Here is an 18,426-nt window from a genome sequence, read left to right as displayed (position 1 = left end):
GGTTCCTGTAACCAAATAACATTTATATTGGGCGGCGAGAACCATCGATCGTGTCATCTCCAGCGTCAGTCTCCTCCTCGATCACCGTTCTGGCGGAGAATATCGGCGGTATCGACAGTACCGAGGTCACACTCACACCCGGTGTAAACGTGTTGACTGGCCGGAACGCGACGAACCGAACGTCGTTTCTCCAGACGATCATGGCGGCGCTGGGGAGCCGTCAGACCTCGCTCAAAGGTGATGCAGACACCGGTCGCGTCGAACTGACACTCGACGGCCGGCAGTACACGCGCACACTCGAGCGATGCAACGGCGAGGTCGTCTTCGACGGCGAGCCCTATCTCGACGATCCCGAGCTTGCTGATCTCTTTGCCTTCCAACTCGAGTCCAACGAAGCACGCCGTGCCGTCAGAAGCGGTGACGACCTTCGCGAACTCATCATGCGCCCGATCGATACGGACGAGATCGAGGCCGAAATCGACTCCCTCGAGGCTGAAAAACGCGACCTCGATGACCGGCTCGAACACCTCGCCCAGCTCGAAACCGACCTTCCCGGGCTCGAAGAAGAACGGACCGCCCTCGACGACGAGATCGAGTCTGTAACCGACCGGATCTCCGCTCTCGAAACCGAACTCGACGAGTTCGAGGTCGACATCGAGGCGAGCCGCGCCCGGAAAGACGCGATCGAGTCGGCGTTTGCCGACCTGCAGGCGGCGCGAACCGAACTCGAGTCCATCGAGTACGATCTCGAGACCGAACGAGAGAGTTACGCCGAACTCGAAGCCGAACGCGACGACCTACAGGCAGAACTGGCTGCCCTCGACGACGAGCAGACGTCGCCGGACCGACTCGAGGGGCGGATTCAGGAGCTTCGCGCTCGGAAGCGGTCGCTCGATACGACCGTCAGCGAACTGCAGAGCGTGATCCGGTTCAACGCTGTCTCTTATACACATCTCTGATGGCGCGAGGGAGGNGTGTATAAGAGACAGCGACGATGTCGTCTGCTGGACGTGTGGCTCACACGTCGATCGCGGCCGGATCGAGTCGACGCTCGAGCGGCTTCGCTCACTCCGCCACCACAAACTCGAGGAACGGAGCGAGTTGCAGGCACAGATCGACGACCTCACGAGCCGCCGGAAAGCGCTTCGCGAGCGATCACAACGACGGGGCGAGATCGAAACGCGGCTCTCGGCGATCGAGGACGACCTCGAGCGTCGACAGCACCGTATCGAGGAACTCGAGGCCGAACGCGACGAACAGCGAGCCCGCATCGACGACCTCGAATCGGACGCCGAAACGTTCGAGAACGCCGAGTATAGCGACATCATCGAGACCCACCGCGAACTGAACCGCCTCGAACTCGAACGCGAGAATCTCGAGACCGAACGCGACGAGGTGCAGGCCCGAATCGACGAGATCGAGGCCATACTCGCAGACCGGCACGACCTCGAGGATCGGCGCGAGACCGTCGAGGAAGCCCTCACCGAGTGTCGGACCCGCGTCGACCGGCTCGAAGAAACCGCCGTCGATGCGTTCAACGAGCACATGGACTCGATTCTCTCGCTGCTCGAGTACGAGAACCTCGACCGTATCTGGATCGACCGCCGCGAGAAGACGGTTCGTGAGGGTCGTCAGACGGTCACGAAAACGGCGTTCGATCTACACATCATCCGATCGACCGCGGATGGGACGAGTTACGAGGACACGATCGATCACCTCTCGGAGAGCGAGCGCGAGGTCACGGGCCTGGTCGTTGCACTCGCCGGCTATCTGGTTCACGATGTCTACGACGTCGTTCCGTTCATGCTGCTCGATTCGCTCGAGGCGATCGACTCGGATCGGATCGCCGCCCTCGTCGAATACCTCGAGGAATACGCAGACTGTCTCGTCGTTGCCTTGCTCCGCGAGGACGCCGAAGCGCTCCCGAACTCGTATTCGTACGTACAGGAGATATAGATCACATCACGCCGCCGACGGGTGTTCGTGCTACTCGTCGGTCTCCGTCAGATTCTCGAGGAATGCATCGCCGAGGAGAACGACCAACAGCGCGCCGACGAGGTCGAATACGAGATCGAGGGCCGTGTCGACTTTTCCATAGGAGACGAGAACCGGTTCCCAGCCGAGGTGGTTCGCCGTCGCGTGGATGACGTATTCGCCGATCTCCCACAGGATGCCGGCGCAGGCGACGACACCGAGGACTCGAGGCCCGGGGTCGTGATCGTTTCGCCGGGCGGCAGCGAATGTCAGGCCACCGAGCAGCGTCGCCGAGTGGGTGTGTGTCATGTGGTCCCACCACCAGACATCATCGTACGGGCCGAGCATGCCGATGGCGTGGGTGAGCATCGCGCTGGTGAGATATACGCGTTGCCACGGTCGGAAGGTCACGTCGTATCGGCGCTCGAGGCGGCCGGGAAGGTACGTCGCCACAAGCGCGATGAGTGCGTTGACGATCGCTCCCGGGTCCCGCCGACGGTAGCCGACAGCGACCACGGCGAGAAGCGAATATCGGATCCCACGTTCGGCCTCTTTCGCTACCGAGGTCTGCATGCGTTTGCTCACAGGTTACAGCCATAACTGATAATACTTCCGACAGAAACGCGCCGACGCCGCCGTTCAATCGATTCCTCCGACGATCAGTCGATGTGGTCGGGGATGTACCGAGCGGGGAGCCGCGCCAGGATGTGGTCCGGAATCGTCTGCAGTAGATAGCCCGCGATCAGCACTTCCGCGATCGCCGGGAGCAGCCGTCGCACGGCGGTATAAACGACCCCGATCAGCACGGCCGTGCCGACGGTCATGCGGAGCGTGCCATCGAGCGCGAACAGGAGCGGGACGGCGACGAGCACCGAGAGGACCAGATCCTCGGGTGCGCCGTCGTACCGGATCCACCGTCGCGGCGCGAGCCAGCGGTCGTGGTAATGGTTGTAGACGGCCCGGCTCGAGGTGGCTTCCCACGGCCGGAGCTCGAGTCCGCCGCCGAAGACGTCCATCACGCTGTGGGCTGCCGCGCCGAGGAGCCCCATCGCTGCGGCGATCGTCACCGTCGTCGGGACGAGCGCGGCGACCGGTGCTGCCACGGCGGCGAGTGCCGAGTAGTAGACGGGATAGTGCAGCGTCTTTCGGTGGCCGATGTACATATCCAGATCCGGAATGAGGCCACCGAGCAACCCTGCAGTGAGCGCGATATCGGCGTGCTCGGGGACGGCGACTGCAACGGGGAGTGCAAGCGCAAGTCCGACGAGCACGTGCGTTGGCAGCATCATTGTGTTACATTACAGGCGACACAACCCTTTGAGTATGTCGGTTACAATGCTATGTCAACACTACCCATAAGGGTTCCAACATCGCTGTCGACGTGTCGGCATACAGGAGTCGTTGGGCTGGTGGATCGGTCAACTGGACCCGCTGTACACTCAGTATGGCGGTCGCTGTTGCCGGATGACGCCCGCGAGCTCCTGTTGTTCGTCCGCGAGGAGTTCGTTGAGGTCGTCGATCGTGATGATGCCCGTCAGCGTGCCGTCCGAGTCCGTCACGGGAAGCCGTCGAACGCCGTGTTCGCTCATCAGTTCAGTGGCATGGTAGAAGCCAGCGCGATCTTCGATCGTACACAGGTCCTTCGACATCACGTCTTCGGCGACAACCGTGCCCGGATCGGTCCCGGACGCGAGGATTTCCATCACCAGATCGCGGTCGGTCACGATTCCGACCGGCGCGTCGTCGTCGGTAATCACGACACAGCCGACGCCCTCGTCTTGCATCGTCGCTGCGAGTTCCTGAATCGATTCGTCGGGCGCGGCGGTGACAATATCGCTCCGGGCGAGATTCTGGACTGGCATGGGTGACTCACTCGCCGGTCCCACGACCAGTAGCATAATCCCTCGCAGCTATCAATGTGCCAACCTGATCGACAGTCCCCTCTTCCGGTCGCACGCACCTCCTCAGACGGACTCCTGTCAGTCAGTTCCGGTGCACCCGCAACCCGCACTGCGGTCCCACCGGGAAATCATTACAACAGACCGTCTCAGTCGTCGATCTCACGTGTGGTCGCCTGCGAGAGGTACGCCGCCAGGATCGCGGTATGGATCGTCCGCAGATCCGCATCTTGAATCGTTGCCGCCGCCTGAAAGCGTTCGCGGGCGTTCGCGACCGTCTGTGGCTCGGCAGCGAGATACGCGAGGTCGAACGCGTCGGCGTCGACCTCGCGGGCAGTTTCGAAGGCCGCCTCGTCGTAGAGGTCGGCAAATTCGGTGACGAGGTCTGAAACGAGCCTATCGGTCGCGTCAGCACCCGGATCACCCACTGGGATCGTCGACTCCGACGGGTCGAAGTAACTCTCGTAGTCGACGACGCCGGCTGCTTCGTACAGGTAGTCGGCGAGCGCGTCAAACACGTCCTGAGAGACGTAGACACCGAACAGCTTGTACCGATCGTCGGCGGTCATCACATCGGGGTTCTGTGCCGAGACCCATCAAACGTCGCCTTCGAGCCGAATATCCGTCCCGCGCAAGCGCACGCAGAATCACCAATAAACTGAAGAAAAATGTCCCGTCGCGCCGCTTAGGCCGTCTTCTTGACGTAGTGTTTGTAGACGTCGCCGTCCTCGACTTGCTCGAGCAACTCAACGCCGTCCGTGCCAGTCGCCCAGCCGTCGAGGTCGCTCATGCTCCCCGAATCCGTGGCGACTACCTCGAGAATCTCGCCGTCGGCGAGGTCGTCGATGGCAGACTTCGTTTGGACAACCGGCATGGGACACGATGCACCTTTCACGTCGAGCGTCTCCGCGATCTGGTATTCCGAACTCATAGTTTTGTGTGCTCTATTGGAGCTGTTTCACAATATTGGCTATGGATTCAAAAGGCCATCGATTCTTGCAGAGTCTACAAACAACTGTCTGCCCCATATACGCGATATACTGTGCATTCGGGCGCAGCATGCACGTTAGCCCATTATTTGGCGAGATAGTATTGTGCAATAGTAGAACGACCATGCAAAGTTTTATGTGGAACGGGCCGGTACTCGTTGGTGTACACAATGGACGACATGGACTTCCCAACCCCAGATGTCGAGGTCGAATCGATCACCCCCAGCGAACTCAAAGCGAGCATCGATGCGGGCGAGGACGTGACGCTCCTCGACGTGCGCGCCCACTCGGAGTACGAGGAGTGGCACATCGACGGCGACAGCGTCGAGTCGATCAACATCCCCTACTTCGAGTTCCTCGAGGACGAGATNCTCGGAGTACGAGGAGTGGCACATCGACGGCGACAGCGTCGAGTCGATCAACATCCCCTACTTCGAGTTCCTCGAGGACGAGATCGACGAGGGCGTTCTTGCACAGATTCCCGACGACCGTGAAGTGACGGTCCTCTGTGCCAAGGGTGGCTCGAGCGAGTTCGTCGCAGCCACGCTCAAAGACCGTGGCTACGATGCGAACCAACTCGAGGACGGGATGAACGGCTGGGCGCGCATCTACGAACGCGTCGAGGTCTCGGAGTACGACGGTGCGGGCACGCTCTACCAGTACCAGCGCCCCTCCTCGGGCTGTCTGGGCTACCTCGTCGTCGACGGCGACGAGGCGGCGATCATCGATCCGCTACGCGCGTTCACGGATCGGTACCTCACCGACGCTGACGAACTCGGTGTCGACCTGAAATACGCGATCGATACGCACATCCACGCCGACCACATCTCCGGCGTGCGTGCCCTCGACGCCGTCGGTGTCGAGGGTGTCATCCCTAACGCATCGGTCCAGCGTGGGGTCACCTACGCAGACGACGTAACCCTGGCCGAGGACGGCGACGAGTTCGAAGTCGGCGACGCGACGATCGAGACGGTTTACACGCCCGGGCACACCTCCGGCATGACCTCGTACCTGGTCGACGACTCGCTGCTGGCGACCGGCGACGGCCTCTTCATCGAAAGCGTCGCCCGACCCGACTTAGAAGAGGGCGACGACGGCGCACCCGAAGCCGCGGCCCAGCTCTACGAGAGCCTGCAGGAGCGTGTCCTCACGCTGCCCGATGACACCCTCATCGGTGGCGCACACTTCAGCGACGCTGCCGAACCTGCCGCCGACGGCACCTACACGGCACCGATCGGCCAGCTCACCGACGAGATGGACGCGCTCACGATGGACGAAGACGAGTTCGTCGAGCTCATCCTCTCGGATATGCCCCCGCGACCGGCCAACTACGAGGACATCATTCCCACCAATCTCGGCCAGCAGGAGGCTGACGACGACGAAGCCTTCGAACTCGAGCTCGGTCCGAACAACTGCGCTGCCAGCCAGGAATCGCTCGCTGGCGACTGATCGAGGTCGGTAACTCGATCGCTGGTCGATTCGCAGTGTCGCTCGCTGGTGTGACTCGTCTCGCCTCGAGCGTTCGGTGACTGATCGACGAGACGCGGTCGGTTCGTGGTCGATCCGTTCTCACGACCTGTTTTAAATATCGTTGACGTCGAGAGGATCCTCGAACGCGCCGACCAGCGCCTCGAGAGCGTCCGTCGCCGTCAGTAACCCGACGATGTCGCCGTCGGCTTCGACGAGTGCGAGTTCCTGATTCGCAGCCTGGAGGTCGTCGATCGCGTCGCTGACGTGTGTCTCGGCGGGAAGCGTCATCGGCGGCGTCGCGATGTCCTCGAACGTCACGTCGCCGGCCCGAAGTTCGTCGATCCGGTCGACGACCGTCGGCGCGTAGACGATTCCGACGAACGCCTCGAGCGTGCCGTCGATCAGCGGAAACCGTGTGTGCGGGCTCGAGCCGATCCGATCGATGTTTTCCTCGACCGATGCGTCCGTCGAGAGGAATACCACGTCCTCGACGGGGGTCATCTCGTCTTCGACCGGGCGGTCACCGACGGTAAACGCGTTGAGGATCTCCTCTCGACGGTCCTCGGGAAGGTCGCCTCGCTCGAGGACCGACGTGAGTCGGTTGCGGAGATCCGCACGCGTTTCGATGATCTCGGTTTCGGTCTCGAGCCAGGCACCGGTCATTTCGATCCCGAACCGGCGGAGCGTCCACTTCGCGACGGCGTCGCCGAACCAGATCACGGGCGAGAGCAGCCACGCGAACCAGTACAGCGGCGTCGCCCCGTATCTGGCGACGAACTTCGTTCGCTCGACGCCGAGGTAGGTCGGCGTCTGTTCGCCGTGCGTGAGATGGAGGAGGTTGATGATGACGAACGCAAGAACCGCACCGGCACCCGCAGAGGCAAGTGCGGTGTTCGCAAAGACGGATCCGATAATCGCCGCGAGCGCCGGTTCGGCGACGATCCCGACGGCGATGCTCGTCGCGCTGATCCCGACCTGACAGCTCGTGAGATAGATCTCGAGGTCATCGGTCATCTCCCATGCACGGCGAAGGCCCGGCTCGTCGAACGTTGATTCGGGGTACTGTCGGACGCGCGTAAGTGCGAATTCGATCGCGACGAAGAAGGCGTTCGCGAGGATGAGCCCGATGCCGGCAACCAGACGGAGACTGATCTCGAGGACGTCCATTCGTTCGTGGCTCGTCAGTGATGGGACACCCGCTTGTCACTATCGGTTTTGCCATCGGACATCGAATCGAGTCGCGGGTGCCCGCTCCGACCGTCTCAACCGGTGCCCCGGGGAGCCGGGGTATGCCTATAGGGATCGGTCTGGAAGACCGTGGCGATGGCTGACCCGCCACACGAGCAGCCGTGGTCGCGCGTTCTCGAGGACCTCGAGTCGAACCCCAACGGACTGACGAGCGACGAGGTGCGCCGGCGACGGGGGGAGTACGGTGCGAACGATATCATCGAAGGCGGCGGGCGGACGCCCGTCGACATTTTCATCGCTCAGTTCGACAGCGTCCTGATCTGGGTGCTGATCGTGGCGGCCGTGCTCTCGGTCTGGGCGGGCCACACCGTCGACGCAGTTTTGATCAGCATTATCGTCGTCGCGAACGGAATCTTCGGCTTCGTCCAGGATTACCGGGCCGAGCAGAGCCTCGAGTCACTGCGTGAACTGGCTGCGCCGACGGCCACTGTCCGCCGAGATGGCGAGGTCGTCGAGATCGATGCCCAGGAGATCGTTCCCGGCGATATCGTCGTCTTGCGTGGCGGCGACGTCGTCCCCGCCGACGGTCGGTTGCTCGAGGAGACCGACCTTCAGGTCGACGAGGCGGCGCTGACCGGCGAGAGCGTGCCGGTCTCGAAGTCGACCGCGCCGGTCGAGTCGGAGACGCCGATCGCGGAGCGAACGAGTATGGTCTACAAGGGGACGAACGTCACCCGCGGCAAGGGTGTGGCCGTCATTACCGAGACTGGGATGGAGACGGCGGTCGGTGCGATTGCTCGTGAACTCGCCATGACTGAGGAGACGCAGACGCCGTTACAGACCGAACTCGATCAGTTGGGTCGCATGCTCGGCGGTGGCGTTCTCGTCCTTTCTGCACTGGTTGCCCCGCTGTTGCTCCTGCGCGGGACTGATCCGGTTCAGGCTTCGCTCACAGCCGTCTCGCTGGCTGTCGCCGCCATTCCAGAGGGGTTGCCGGCGGTGGTCACGCTTGCACTCGCACTCGGCGTCCGGCGGATGTCCGACGAGAGCGCGCTCGTCCGTCGACTCCCGGCAGTGGAGGCGCTGGGTGCCGTCGACGTCGTCTGTACGGACAAGACCGGGACGCTCACGAAGGGACAGATGACTGTCAGCAGACTCTGGGTCAACGACGTGGTCCTCGACCTCGATCTCGACGGCAAGACAGGGGACACGCAACGCGCTGACCGTAAAGATCTGCTCTTGCAAATTGGCGCACTCTGTAACGACGCGACGCTCGAGAGTGGTGATCCGACCGAACAGGCCTTGCTCGAGGCGGCCGACCGTCACGGGTTCGATCTCGAGGACCTGCGGGACGAGTATCCGCGGACTGGCGAGGTGCCGTTCTCCTCGGATCGAAAGTGGATGGGAACGGTCCACGACGATGTCGGCTACGTCAAAGGTGCGCCGGAGGTCGTCGTCGACCACTGCGACCGAATTCTGACCGCCGATGGGCCGGTGGCGCTGACCGACGCACGTCGCGACCGGATCGAGACGACGGTTCGCGAGTTCGGCGACGACGCGCTGCGCGTGCTGGCGATGGCCTACCGTGAGGAGGTGACCGGTCCCGACGACCTCGCGGACGGGCTGACGTTCGTCGGACTAGCTGGGATGATCGATCCACCTCGAGAGGAAGTCGCCGATGCGATCGCAGCGACGGAACACGCCGGCATCGACGTGAAGATGGTGACTGGTGATAATGTCCGGACGGCTGGTGCGATCGCCAGCAGACTCGGGATCGGCTCTGAAGGACTCACGGGACGGGAGATCGAACGGATGGACGACGAAGGGTTACGCGAGCGCGTCGAGGCCGTCGACGTCTTCGCGCGCACGTCGCCGGAACACAAGGTACGCATCCTGCAGGCGCTGCAAGACCGAGGTCACAACGTGGCGATGACCGGCGACGGCGTCAACGACGCGCCGGCGCTGAAAAACGCCGACATCGGCGTCGCGATGGGAATCCGCGGGACGGACGTCGCCAGACAGGCCTCGGACATGGTTCTGCTTGACGACAACTACGCGACGATCGAGCGTGCGATCGAGCGCGGGCGAACGATCTTCGATAACATCTGGAAGTTCGTCGCCTACCTCCTCAGTGCGAACATCGGCGAGGTGGCGCTCGTCTTCATCGCATCGCTGTACGGCTATCTCATTCTGCCTGCAGTGCAGTTGCTGTGGATCAACCTGGTGACCGACGGGTTGCCGGCGCTGGCGCTCGGGTCAGATCCGAAAGGTGAGGACGTGATGGACCGATCGCCACGCGACCGCGAGCAGGGGATCATCGGTCGCGCGATGCTCGTCATGATCGGCGGAATGGGTGCCGTGACCACGATCGTCCTCCTCGCACTCATGTTCTACACCCTCGAGGGGGAACCCGCCGTCACTCCGCGCACGATGACGCTCGTGTTCACCAGCTTCGTCTTTCTCGAACTCGTCGGGCTCTACGTCATCCGATGGTTGCGCGAGACGCCGATACTGTCGAACGGGTGGCTCACGGCGTCCGTCGCGGTCTCGATCCTGCTGCACCTCTCGGTGTTGTATACCCCGCTCTCCCAGTATTTCGGGACGGTGCCACTCGACGTGGCCGACTGGGGCCTCATCGCCGTCGTCCTCGCTGTCTGTCTGCCGGGGTATCTCGGGGTTGCCGTTCTCGTCAGGCGCATGCAGGACTGAGCCATGAGTTTCTTGTACTGAAAGCGGCCACGGAACGATTTCTACGCGTCGCTCTGCTCGCTCGCGGTCGGGGGTTGTGTTATCGCGCTTCTGTTTTATACGTGCGTTCGGCGTATCGTCCCTATGCGGCTCGTGCAGGTGTTGATTCCGGAGGGAAACCGCGAGTCGGTCGTGGCAGCATTGGACGAACAGGAACTCGACTACGCTATCTTCGAGGAGACGGGCCGCGGCGAGTTCGAAGCGATGGTGCAGTTCCCGGTGCCGCCGACTGGCGTCGAGCCCGTGCTCGACGACCTGCGTGCCGCTGGCGTCAGCGAGAGCGCGTACACTATCGTGTTGCCGACCGAGACCGTCGTCTCGACGCGAATACGGGCGCTGCAGGCGCTCTATCCCGGCGATCGTCTCTCTCGAGAGGAGTTGAAGGCGAACGCAGAGAGTCTCGCACCGGAGCTCTCGACGTATTTCGCGTTCATCGTGCTCAGTACCGTCATCGCCACAGGGGGGTTGTTGCTCGACTCCGCGGCGACGATCATCGGTGCGATGGTCGTCGCACCGCTGATGGGACCGGCGATCACCGCGAGCGCCGGCAGCGTCTTGGCGGATCGCGAGCTGACGATACGGGGCATCACGCTGCAGGCCACCGGTCTCCTGCTTGCGATCGGCGTCGCCGCCGCGCTCGGGGCACTCCTCAAGGGAACGGTGATCGTCCCACCCGGAACCGACATCCGGACGATCCCGCAGGTCGCAGAGCGGACGAGTCCCGACTTCCTTTCGCTGTTCATCGCGTTCGGCTCGGGAATCGCCGGCGCGATCAGCGTCTCGCGTGGCTCCGGGTCGACGCTTGTGGGCGTCGCAATCGCGGTCGCGCTCATCCCACCTGCGGCGACGGCAGGGCTCGGCATCGCGTGGGAATACGCCGGCGTGGCCGCGAGCGCCTCGGTGCTGGTGTTGGTCAACCTTCTGGCAATCAACCTCTCTGCGCTGGCAATCTTCTGGCTCAGTGGGTATCGGCCCGAGCTGACCGACCAGCATGGAACTGTGCGTGCGTCGGTGCTCAGGCGCGGTGCGGTGCTCGTCATCGCGCTCGTCGGGCTGTCGGTCGTGCTTGGGCTGGTCACGCTCGCCGCTTACCAGACGACGACGTTCGAGCAGCAGGCGACCGCTGAAACGGAACAGTTCTTCGACGAGCCCGAACTCTCGGAATACGAACTCGAGAGCGTGGAAGTCGACTACAACACCCAGGACCTCCTCCTCGGAAACGATCCAACCGTCACGGTCATCGCCGGACGGCCGACTGTCGAATCCGTTCCGCCGGATCTCGCGGATCGTCTCGATCGCCGTCTCGAGGAGCGGTCCGGAGAAGACGTCGCCGTTCGGATCGGATTCATTATCGGTCAGGAGTCCGACCCGATTCCGCCGACGACAGACACCTCGATGAGTGCGATGGCGATGAGTGCACCTCATACGGAGTGGCCGTTCGTATCGGTCGATCTGGACGGTTCAGGCGAAGTCATAAAAGCAGTTGACGATCGGTTCACGCAGCAGTTGCCGTTTCGTCGCTGATGACGCGCCGCTCGGCTGAGCCGACAGACAGCAACGCGACGCCGCTTATGACCAGGTTGACGCCGAGTAACACACCGATCGCCCACAGTGCGGTCGATGGCCAACCGGCCCAGAGCAAGCCGGCCAGCAGGACCCCGATCACGCCGCTGACGGCGATCCACAGCCCGTTGGCTTCACGTGGCATGCTCAGCCCGGCGACGATCTCGAAAACCCCTGCTACGAACAGGTACGCGATCACGAGCAGTGTCAGCGTCGTCAACCCGACTACCGGATTCGCAAGCAGACTGATTCCTGCGATGACGTAAATCACTGCAAGAATCAACTGGACTACGCTGCCAGTCCAGCCGGGCACCGAGAACGCGTGAGCCAGGTGGGCAAAGCCGCCGATCACGAGCAATGCACCAAGGAGCAACGACACCGACACGCCGGTGACGAACGGAAACAGGATCGCGAGCACGCCCAGGACGACCAGCAAGACGCCACCGCCGGCTGGGACGCGCCAATCGTGATCGGAATCGATACCAGTCGAATGGTCTGCTACAGTGTCTGTCATTGTCTCTCTCGTTATAAGATACGACGCTGACGTCCGTAAACACCAGTTCTCTCCGACTAATAGCTCTCTCGAGGCGACCTGTCACGCGATTTTCCGTCGTTGGGACAGTCCATCCGGCTCCATCGGCCATCGCCACTAAGAGCATCGAGCGAGACTGCTACAGCATGGCAGCCCCGATACGACGGCTCGTTCTCGATGTGATGAAGCCACACGAACCCGACATTCTCGAGTTCGCCCAGGTCGTCGCCGACCAGGAGGGAATCGCCGGCGTCAACGTCGCGCTGATCGAAACCGATCGCGTCGTTCAGAATCTCAAAGTAACGCTCGAAGGTGAAGACATCGACGCAGTCGCTGTCGAGGACGCTATCGCCGACCTCGGCGGCACTGTCCACTCGATCGACGCCGTCGTCTGTGGGACACGCATGGTCGACGACCACGAAACGCCACAGGACTCCTGATATTCTCGAGCCGTGACTGCTATTCGCACGCTGCTCGAGGACGAAGACGTCAGGTCGATCTCGCGACGGTACTTCATCTCCAACGGCTTCGACGGCACGCTGACGGCCATCGGGGTCGTCGTCGGCGCGTACCTGTCAGGGATCGACGACGGACTGACCGTCGTAACGATCGGGCTCGGCGCGGCCGTCGGGCTGGGAACCTCCGGCGTCTGGAGCGTCTGGGAGATCGAACGCGCGGAAAAACAGGCCGAACTGCTGCGGATCGAACAGGCCATGCTGACCGATCTCGCGGATACGGAACTGCAGCAACGGCGAGCGGGTGCCAGAAAGGTCAACGCGATCGCAAGCGGCATCGGCCCGTTGATCGGCAGTATCCTGCCGCTGTTACCGTTTCTCGCACACAACGTCTTTTTCTCGCTGCTCGAGGCGACGCTGGTGTCGGTCGGCATCGGCGTGACCGTCCTGTTTACGTTCGGGGCGTATCTCGGCTCGATCTCGAAGCAAAACTGGATCGTCGCCGGCGTCCGGATGGGGCTTGCGGGGATCGTGGTCGCGTTTCTCAATCTGTTCCTGCCTGGCTGACCGCAACGCGGCCGCGACAGCCGGTCAGTGATCTCCGTAGTCCTTCTCGCCGGCCTCGATCGGCACCTCGAGCCAGTTGTCCATCGGCGGCAGCGGACACTCGTATTGGTCGGAGTAGGCACACGTCGGGTTGTACGCCTCGTTGAAATCGAGAATCCAGTCGCCGTCGCTCGTCCGGTGGCTGTCGACCTCGAGGTCGAGATACCGACCGGCCCCGTAGGTCTCGTCGCCGCTGGTCGCGTCTCGGAAGGGCACCCACAGCCGGTCGTCGTCGGGTTCGGACTTGTATGCCTGTAGCGTCACGTCCTCGCCGTCGACGGTAAACTGGAACTCTCCCCACTCGAGGTACTCCTGTTCGCCGTCCGTACTCGTTCCGACGGTGATCTGTTCTGGGTCGTCGTACTCCTCGAGGGGAAGTTCGAACCGGTAATCCTCGTCGATGGGATAGTACTCGAGGCCGTCGAACGACTCGCGTTCGTCCGGTGAGAGTGGCGAGTGTGGATGCTCGCCGAAGTACTGATCCTTCTGTTCGCGCTGGGTCTCGATCGCATTGCGCCAGTCGGATGCCATCTGTAGTATCCGATACGGATTCGACACATATGGTTCATCGGGCGACGTGAGTTGGTCGCTCTCGACTGAGCTCTGCAGGTGTGACCGACAGAGAACGCGGTCGGTCGCCACTCCCCGCTCGCCACTGTTTCATATAAATACCCGCAGTGATCCGGCAGTATTCACTCACGATAGCAGTAAGTATCGACGGGTAATGTCACAGTGGGCCGCCGATCCGTCTTACTGGGTACCAGCCCGTCGCAGTCGTCAGGTGACGACTACGTCGCTGGACGAGGGTCGCCAGCTCGCCGATACCGAATACGGCTGTTCGGATGGCGTCCCGGTCGTCTTTCTCCACGGGATACCCGGCTCCTGCCGGCTGGGAGCGCTCTTCGAGACGGTCGCACGGGAACAGGGGATTCGATTACTTGCGTTCGAGCGGCCCGGCTATGGCTACTCGACACCGTGGCCGTCACGCTCGTTGCGTGACGCCGGCACGGTCGTCAATGCCGTCCTCAACGACGCAAACGTCGAGCGCGCGGGTCTCGTCGCCTTTTCAGGTGGTGGACCACACGCGCTCGCGACTGCTGTGACGCAACCGGATCGTGTCACCCGCGTCGATGTCGTTTCGGGGGCTGTGCCACCCGACGTCAGCGAGGAGCAACCCGCGACGCAACGGCTACTCTCAGGCCTGGCGACGAGGACGCCTACCCTACTTCGCGGCCTCTTCCGGGGCCAGGCGTGGCTCGCCGCTCGGCTCGATCCATCACTCGTCGTCTCCCAGTACACGGCAGCTGGGGGCGCAGAGTCGGTGCCCGATGACACTGCGGCGATCGTGCAGGCGGATTTCGTTACCGCGTTCGCTCGGCACCGGAGCGGTGCCGTCACCGACTTCCGCAATACGGCGTCCGATTGGGGGATTAATCTTGATGACCTCGAGACCGACCTCTGCTTCTGGCACGGCGAGAACGACACGAACGTCCCGATCGACGGCGTTCGCCGCCTTGCAGCACAACTCCCGACCGCGCAGTTACGGGTGCTCGACGATGCTGATCACCTGCAGACCCTCCTTCGAGCCGTTCCCGAGGTGTTCTCTGCACACCGATGACGTGCTCGAGATCCTACCCCGTTCCGGTCGACCGGCCTGCACCCAGGGTGGCAACCCACCGTGATTGAGATATCGCTCGAGCGAAATTGGGTGCCGGTGGGAACTGCTGTGTACGGCGGAGGTGGCTGTGGTTACGGCGTTTCTCGAGCGGCGGTAACGGGCGAAGGACCGGACATGATCTTTGACGCTCGGTCTACCCAGGTCCACGCTATTTGGGGATGAACAGTGTGAGACTACTGTATGCCCTTTGATGGGTCTTCTTCCAACGGGCGTTCTCGCCCCGCTACGGACTTCAAGGCGAGAGTGAAATACTGGGCCCCAGCGATCGCCGTGAGTCTGACGACGTTCATCATCGTGATCAATGCCTCCCTGATGAACGTGGCGATCCCCACGATGGTGGACGAGTTTGATACCACGGTCACCGTGATTCAGGGGGCGGTTGCACTCTACTCGCTGGTGATCGCTGCGCTGATTCTCCCGGCCGGGACGCTGCCGTCTCGGCATAGTCGGAGACGTGTCATGGCAGTCGCACTGATCGTCTACGCCGGTGGGACGCTGGTGGCGGCGATTAGCTGGAGTACGACGATCCTCTATCTCGGCTGGGCATTCATCGAGGGGGCCGCGGCCGCTGTATTATATCCCCTGACATACACTGAGTTGAGAGTCAGTTACGACGGCACTGACCGGGCGACGGCGTTCGGACTGATGGCCGGCGTAAGCGGGGTTGGAGGGACGCTCGGACCGATTATCGGTGGCGCACTAACCACGTACGCAAGTTGGCGGTGGGGATTTGCGATCCAACTCATCGGTGTGGGGGTTATTCTCATTTTCGTTCAGTACATGAGTCCGAACCCACTGTCAGAAACACGCAGTTCGCTGGATAAAGGTGGAACAGCGCTGTCTATCGTCGGTGCGACGTCGCTCGTCACTGGCTTTCTTCTGAGTGGAAAGTATGGATGGTTCCTCGAACGGCGGCCGTTCGCCGTCGGCGGCGTGCAGTTCAATCCGTTCGGGACATCGCCAGCGATCTGGTTTCTCGGGCTCGGATTCCTTGCGTTTGCTGCGTTCATTCAATACGAGCGCCGACTGCAACGTGCTGGGAAGTCACCGCTCGTTCCGCTGCACGTCCTGACGAACCGCCCGTTTGTATCCGGCGTTATTACATACAATATTCGAGCGATCGTCTCGGCTGGCTTCTTTTTTATTTTCCCGGTCTATCTCCAGGCCGTACTGGGATACACCGCCTTTGAGACTGGGGTCGCGTTGGTACCGTATTCGCTCGCGTCGATTCTTTTTGCGACGGTTACGCCCAACTGGCGGAAATACGTCTCACCAAAGACGCTGATCCAGGTCGGTATCGTGTGTCTGGGCGTTGGACTGGTGCTATTGTACGAGCAGACAGGCCCCGGTCAGACCATCAGCAGCATGGCGATCCCAATGACGCTTTATGGAGCCGGTGTCGGGCTCATACTCGCACAGATTGCCAATATGACAATGTCGGCTGTTCCGACCGCGGACTCCCCCGAAGCATCCGGCATCCTGAACGTAAGCAGTTCGATCGGCTATTCCCTGGGGACAGCAGTCGTTGGCTCGTACTTTCTCGGACAGTTCTATGGGAGTGTCGTCGATGGCGTCCTCCGAGCAGAGCACGTGACCGTTTCAACGGACCGACGAAATGAGCTGGTGATCGCGCTCGAGGATGCCGTCGAGACAGCGACCGAAGCCACCCAGCAACAGTTCCTGACCCAACTCACGCCGACTCAACGACAATTGCTCGAGGGGATCTTCGAGGCTGCGATGTTCGACGCGCAACGGGCGGCGCTGCTCCTCTTGGTACTGTTCGTGCTACTCTTGCTCGTCGCATCCACGTTCCTGCCACGCCAGATACCGGACGACGACAACCGACCCGACCACTCTGAATCACCGCCGGATGCAACACGTGAGGGTTCTGAAAGAGCTGCGGAGGACTAACCGAAACCACCAAACTAGATCTTTGGATGCGAGCTGTCATTATTTCGGTCGGCTCAGTGGCTGAAATACGTCTTCGTAAGAGACTCCGTAGACTCAAGCCGATTCAATCCGTGTGACTTAATTCACAGAGCAGATTTATATCTAAATTATATAACCTAATTATTTCCTTCTCCTGTTCTTATTTCTAAATCTCTTTTCTGGATTTCTTCCATGATTTCTTCTACAACTCTACGGCATTTAACGGGATTGACGGACTTTATTGTAACCTCAATTCCAAATTCAGACTTATCAATATCACTTACATCTCCTACTTCTTCTTCCAATTTCTCCATCTCCATATATAGGTCAAAGTGATTAGGCCTCGCTCTTTTTGCCGTATTTGTATAATTAGTCCCCGTATATAGTTTAAATTCCACTATTGTTTTTTGGCACACCATGTCTGTTGAATGGAGGATTGGCTTAATTCGTCCATTTGTAGCTACATTCAAGTCATACAATTGTTCAATCGATTCCCTGATAGCACCATTGACCTGATATTTGTACGAACGAGCGCTGATTATGAGCGTTATCAATACAAGGGCTGTGTTTACTACCCATTTGAAGTCTCCTAAAACAACACTAATAATGCGTATGATAGTATCCTGTAGAGCCTCCAACATACTTTCAATTTTGCTGACTTGTTTTTCTAACCTGCGATTTGGCTGGTACCATTTACATAAGGGTCATATATAACGAGACAAAGATACAGATATAGAATATAGTATAAATATTTTAATATATCGTTAAATTATCTACATATAAAGTTAATAAATTGAAAATCTTCAGGGGCTTTACCAAAGACAAACCCACACGTACCAACCAATATTCTAATCAGAGCTTTCACTTCATCGAATCGGTTGTCTCCTTTCACGCCTCGATGTGTTGTTACCTCCTGCTATTCACTCCGGCAGATCACATGCTATCTTGTAGCTCCTCGCACAGTCGGAGATGATGCTCTTCAGTTCCTCCACGCCCGTCGTAGTTCATTGTTGATTTTCTACCGGACACAAGAGGTGGTTAGTAGTGTTCACATTCATCGACAACTCCCCCTGCTGGCCTCATAGGCGACGGACAACGACGTGATACGGATTATGTTTCTGTTAATATGTGTTATCGGACATATCGGACTACTTGTTGAGTAACGGGACGCTGTACTGCGGTTTCACACAGAATTTGGAAGTGACTCAGTGAATTGCTGGAGGTGTACAGCGCCAATATATTGCCCTCTGACAGTTTACTACTTCACGCGACGGAAGGAGCGTAGTGGGTTGGGGCAGATTTGAACTGCCGACTTCCTCCGTGTGAAGGAGGTATCATAACCGGACTAGATCACCAACCCGCACGAAACTGTTCCCGTCCGTTCGACTTAAGGCTT

General features: G+C 60.5%; 15 protein-coding genes, 1 tRNA gene and 2 pseudogenes. 8 read left to right on the top strand and 10 right to left on the bottom strand.

Annotated elements, in window-relative coordinates:
• Positions 1–50 precede the first annotated feature (50 nt).
• Positions 51–1,956 (top strand): annotated as a pseudogene (locus C476_RS10850) (archaea-specific SMC-related protein).
• 30 nt (positions 1,957–1,986) lie between these two features.
• On the opposite strand, the gene C476_RS10845 reads toward C476_RS10850, so the two are convergent.
• The 5 genes from C476_RS10845 to C476_RS10825 all read right to left on the bottom strand — a co-directional run bounded on the left by C476_RS10845 (position 1,987) and on the right by C476_RS10825 (position 4,803).
• Positions 1,987–2,547, bottom strand: coding sequence for a hypothetical protein (locus C476_RS10845; RefSeq protein ID WP_008012770.1), 561 nt, complete (start codon positions 2,545–2,547; stop codon positions 1,987–1,989).
• 86 nt (positions 2,548–2,633) lie between these two features.
• Positions 2,634–3,263 carry a metal-dependent hydrolase gene (locus C476_RS10840; RefSeq protein WP_008012768.1) on the bottom strand — a complete coding sequence of 210 codons (630 nt, stop codon included), beginning with the start codon at positions 3,261–3,263 and terminating at the stop codon, positions 2,634–2,636.
• Between the two features lie 150 nt (positions 3,264–3,413).
• The gene (locus C476_RS10835; protein ID WP_008012765.1) at positions 3,414–3,836 is read right to left on the bottom strand and encodes a CBS domain-containing protein; all 423 of its coding nucleotides are present in this window, start codon (positions 3,834–3,836) and stop codon (positions 3,414–3,416) included.
• 185 nt (positions 3,837–4,021) lie between these two features.
• The gene (locus C476_RS10830; protein ID WP_008012763.1) at positions 4,022–4,441 is read right to left on the bottom strand and encodes a hypothetical protein; all 420 of its coding nucleotides are present in this window, start codon (positions 4,439–4,441) and stop codon (positions 4,022–4,024) included.
• Positions 4,442–4,557: 116 nt separating this feature from the next.
• Positions 4,558–4,803, bottom strand: coding sequence for a sulfurtransferase TusA family protein (locus C476_RS10825; protein WP_008012761.1), 246 nt, complete (start codon positions 4,801–4,803; stop codon positions 4,558–4,560).
• A 228-nt stretch (positions 4,804–5,031) separates the two neighbouring features.
• Between C476_RS10825 and C476_RS10820 the strand changes: the two are divergent.
• A pseudogene (locus C476_RS10820) lies at positions 5,032–6,310 on the top strand (MBL fold metallo-hydrolase).
• Between the two features lie 132 nt (positions 6,311–6,442).
• On the opposite strand, the gene C476_RS10815 reads toward C476_RS10820, so the two are convergent.
• Positions 6,443–7,498, bottom strand: coding sequence for a CNNM domain-containing protein (locus C476_RS10815; protein ID WP_008012759.1), 1,056 nt, complete (start codon positions 7,496–7,498; stop codon positions 6,443–6,445).
• A gap of 156 nt (positions 7,499–7,654) precedes the next feature.
• On the opposite strand from C476_RS10815, the gene C476_RS10810 reads away from it, so the two are divergent.
• Both C476_RS10810 and C476_RS10805 read left to right on the top strand, forming a co-directional pair.
• The gene (locus tag C476_RS10810; protein ID WP_008012756.1) at positions 7,655–10,228 is read left to right on the top strand and encodes a calcium-translocating P-type ATPase, PMCA-type; all 2,574 of its coding nucleotides are present in this window, start codon (positions 7,655–7,657) and stop codon (positions 10,226–10,228) included.
• A gap of 123 nt (positions 10,229–10,351) precedes the next feature.
• Positions 10,352–11,791: a TIGR00341 family protein gene (locus C476_RS10805; protein ID WP_008012755.1), complete on the top strand. Its 1,440-nt coding sequence runs from the start codon at positions 10,352–10,354 to the stop codon at positions 11,789–11,791.
• Here the strand turns inward: C476_RS10805 and C476_RS10800 are convergent.
• Positions 11,763–12,344, bottom strand: coding sequence for an HdeD family acid-resistance protein (locus tag C476_RS10800; RefSeq protein ID WP_008012753.1), 582 nt, complete (start codon positions 12,342–12,344; stop codon positions 11,763–11,765). The genes C476_RS10805 and C476_RS10800 overlap by 29 nt on opposite strands.
• Positions 12,345–12,508: 164 nt before the next feature.
• On the opposite strand from C476_RS10800, the gene C476_RS10795 reads away from it, so the two are divergent.
• Complete coding sequence (locus tag C476_RS10795) at positions 12,509–12,802, top strand: DUF211 domain-containing protein (RefSeq protein WP_008012751.1); 294 nt, start codon at positions 12,509–12,511, stop codon at positions 12,800–12,802.
• A gap of 12 nt (positions 12,803–12,814) precedes the next feature.
• Entirely contained in the window at positions 12,815–13,384 is a 570-nt protein-coding gene (locus C476_RS10790) for a VIT1/CCC1 transporter family protein (RefSeq protein ID WP_008012749.1), read from the top strand.
• A gap of 24 nt (positions 13,385–13,408) precedes the next feature.
• Here the strand turns inward: C476_RS10790 and C476_RS10785 are convergent, their stop codons facing one another.
• Entirely contained in the window at positions 13,409–13,954 is a 546-nt protein-coding gene (locus C476_RS10785) for a DUF1684 domain-containing protein (protein ID WP_049911744.1), read from the bottom strand.
• A 250-nt stretch (positions 13,955–14,204) separates the two neighbouring features.
• On the opposite strand from C476_RS10785, the gene C476_RS10780 reads away from it, so the two are divergent.
• Both C476_RS10780 and C476_RS10775 read left to right on the top strand, forming a co-directional pair.
• Positions 14,205–15,041 carry an alpha/beta fold hydrolase gene (locus C476_RS10780; protein WP_008012745.1) on the top strand — a complete coding sequence of 279 codons (837 nt, stop codon included), beginning with the start codon at positions 14,205–14,207 and terminating at the stop codon, positions 15,039–15,041.
• Between the two features lie 303 nt (positions 15,042–15,344).
• Positions 15,345–17,012, top strand: coding sequence for an MFS transporter (locus tag C476_RS10775; RefSeq protein ID WP_008012744.1), 1,668 nt, complete (start codon positions 15,345–15,347; stop codon positions 17,010–17,012).
• A 155-nt stretch (positions 17,013–17,167) separates the two neighbouring features.
• On the opposite strand, the gene C476_RS18375 is transcribed toward C476_RS10775, so the two are convergent.
• Together C476_RS18375 and C476_RS10770 are read right to left on the bottom strand one after the other, a co-directional pair.
• On the bottom strand, positions 17,168–17,671 hold the full coding sequence (locus C476_RS18375) for a hypothetical protein (RefSeq protein ID WP_152418200.1): 504 nt from the start codon (positions 17,669–17,671) through the stop codon (positions 17,168–17,170).
• A 644-nt stretch (positions 17,672–18,315) separates the two neighbouring features.
• Positions 18,316–18,390: transfer RNA gene (locus C476_RS10770), tRNA-Val, on the bottom strand.
• Between the last annotated feature and the right edge of the window lie 36 nt (positions 18,391–18,426).

It is taken from the genome of Natrinema limicola JCM 13563 (assembly GCF_000337475.1).
GTDB lineage: Archaea > Halobacteriota > Halobacteria > Halobacteriales > Natrialbaceae > Natrinema > Natrinema limicola.
This window is presented reverse-complemented; position numbering and strand designations above follow the sequence as displayed.

Coding starts and splice junctions, on each gene's coding strand:
- C476_RS10845 (WP_008012770.1), bottom strand. CDS start 2,547: ATGCAGACCTCGGTAGCGAAAGAGGCCGAACGTGGGATCCGATATTCG.
- C476_RS10840 (WP_008012768.1), bottom strand. CDS start 3,263: ATGATGCTGCCAACGCACGTGCTCGTCGGACTTGCGCTTGCACTCCCC.
- C476_RS10835 (WP_008012765.1), bottom strand. CDS start 3,836: ATGCCAGTCCAGAATCTCGCCCGGAGCGATATTGTCACCGCCGCGCCC.
- C476_RS10830 (WP_008012763.1), bottom strand. CDS start 4,441: ATGACCGCCGACGATCGGTACAAGCTGTTCGGTGTCTACGTCTCTCAG.
- C476_RS10825 (WP_008012761.1), bottom strand. CDS start 4,803: ATGAGTTCGGAATACCAGATCGCGGAGACGCTCGACGTGAAAGGTGCA.
- C476_RS10815 (WP_008012759.1), bottom strand. CDS start 7,498: ATGGACGTCCTCGAGATCAGTCTCCGTCTGGTTGCCGGCATCGGGCTC.
- C476_RS10810 (WP_008012756.1), top strand. CDS start 7,655: ATGGCTGACCCGCCACACGAGCAGCCGTGGTCGCGCGTTCTCGAGGAC.
- C476_RS10805 (WP_008012755.1), top strand. CDS start 10,352: ATGCGGCTCGTGCAGGTGTTGATTCCGGAGGGAAACCGCGAGTCGGTC.
- C476_RS10800 (WP_008012753.1), bottom strand. CDS start 12,344: ATGACAGACACTGTAGCAGACCATTCGACTGGTATCGATTCCGATCAC.
- C476_RS10795 (WP_008012751.1), top strand. CDS start 12,509: ATGGCAGCCCCGATACGACGGCTCGTTCTCGATGTGATGAAGCCACAC.
- C476_RS10785 (WP_049911744.1), bottom strand. CDS start 13,954: ATGGCATCCGACTGGCGCAATGCGATCGAGACCCAGCGCGAACAGAAG.
- C476_RS18375 (WP_152418200.1), bottom strand. CDS start 17,671: ATGTTGGAGGCTCTACAGGATACTATCATACGCATTATTAGTGTTGTT.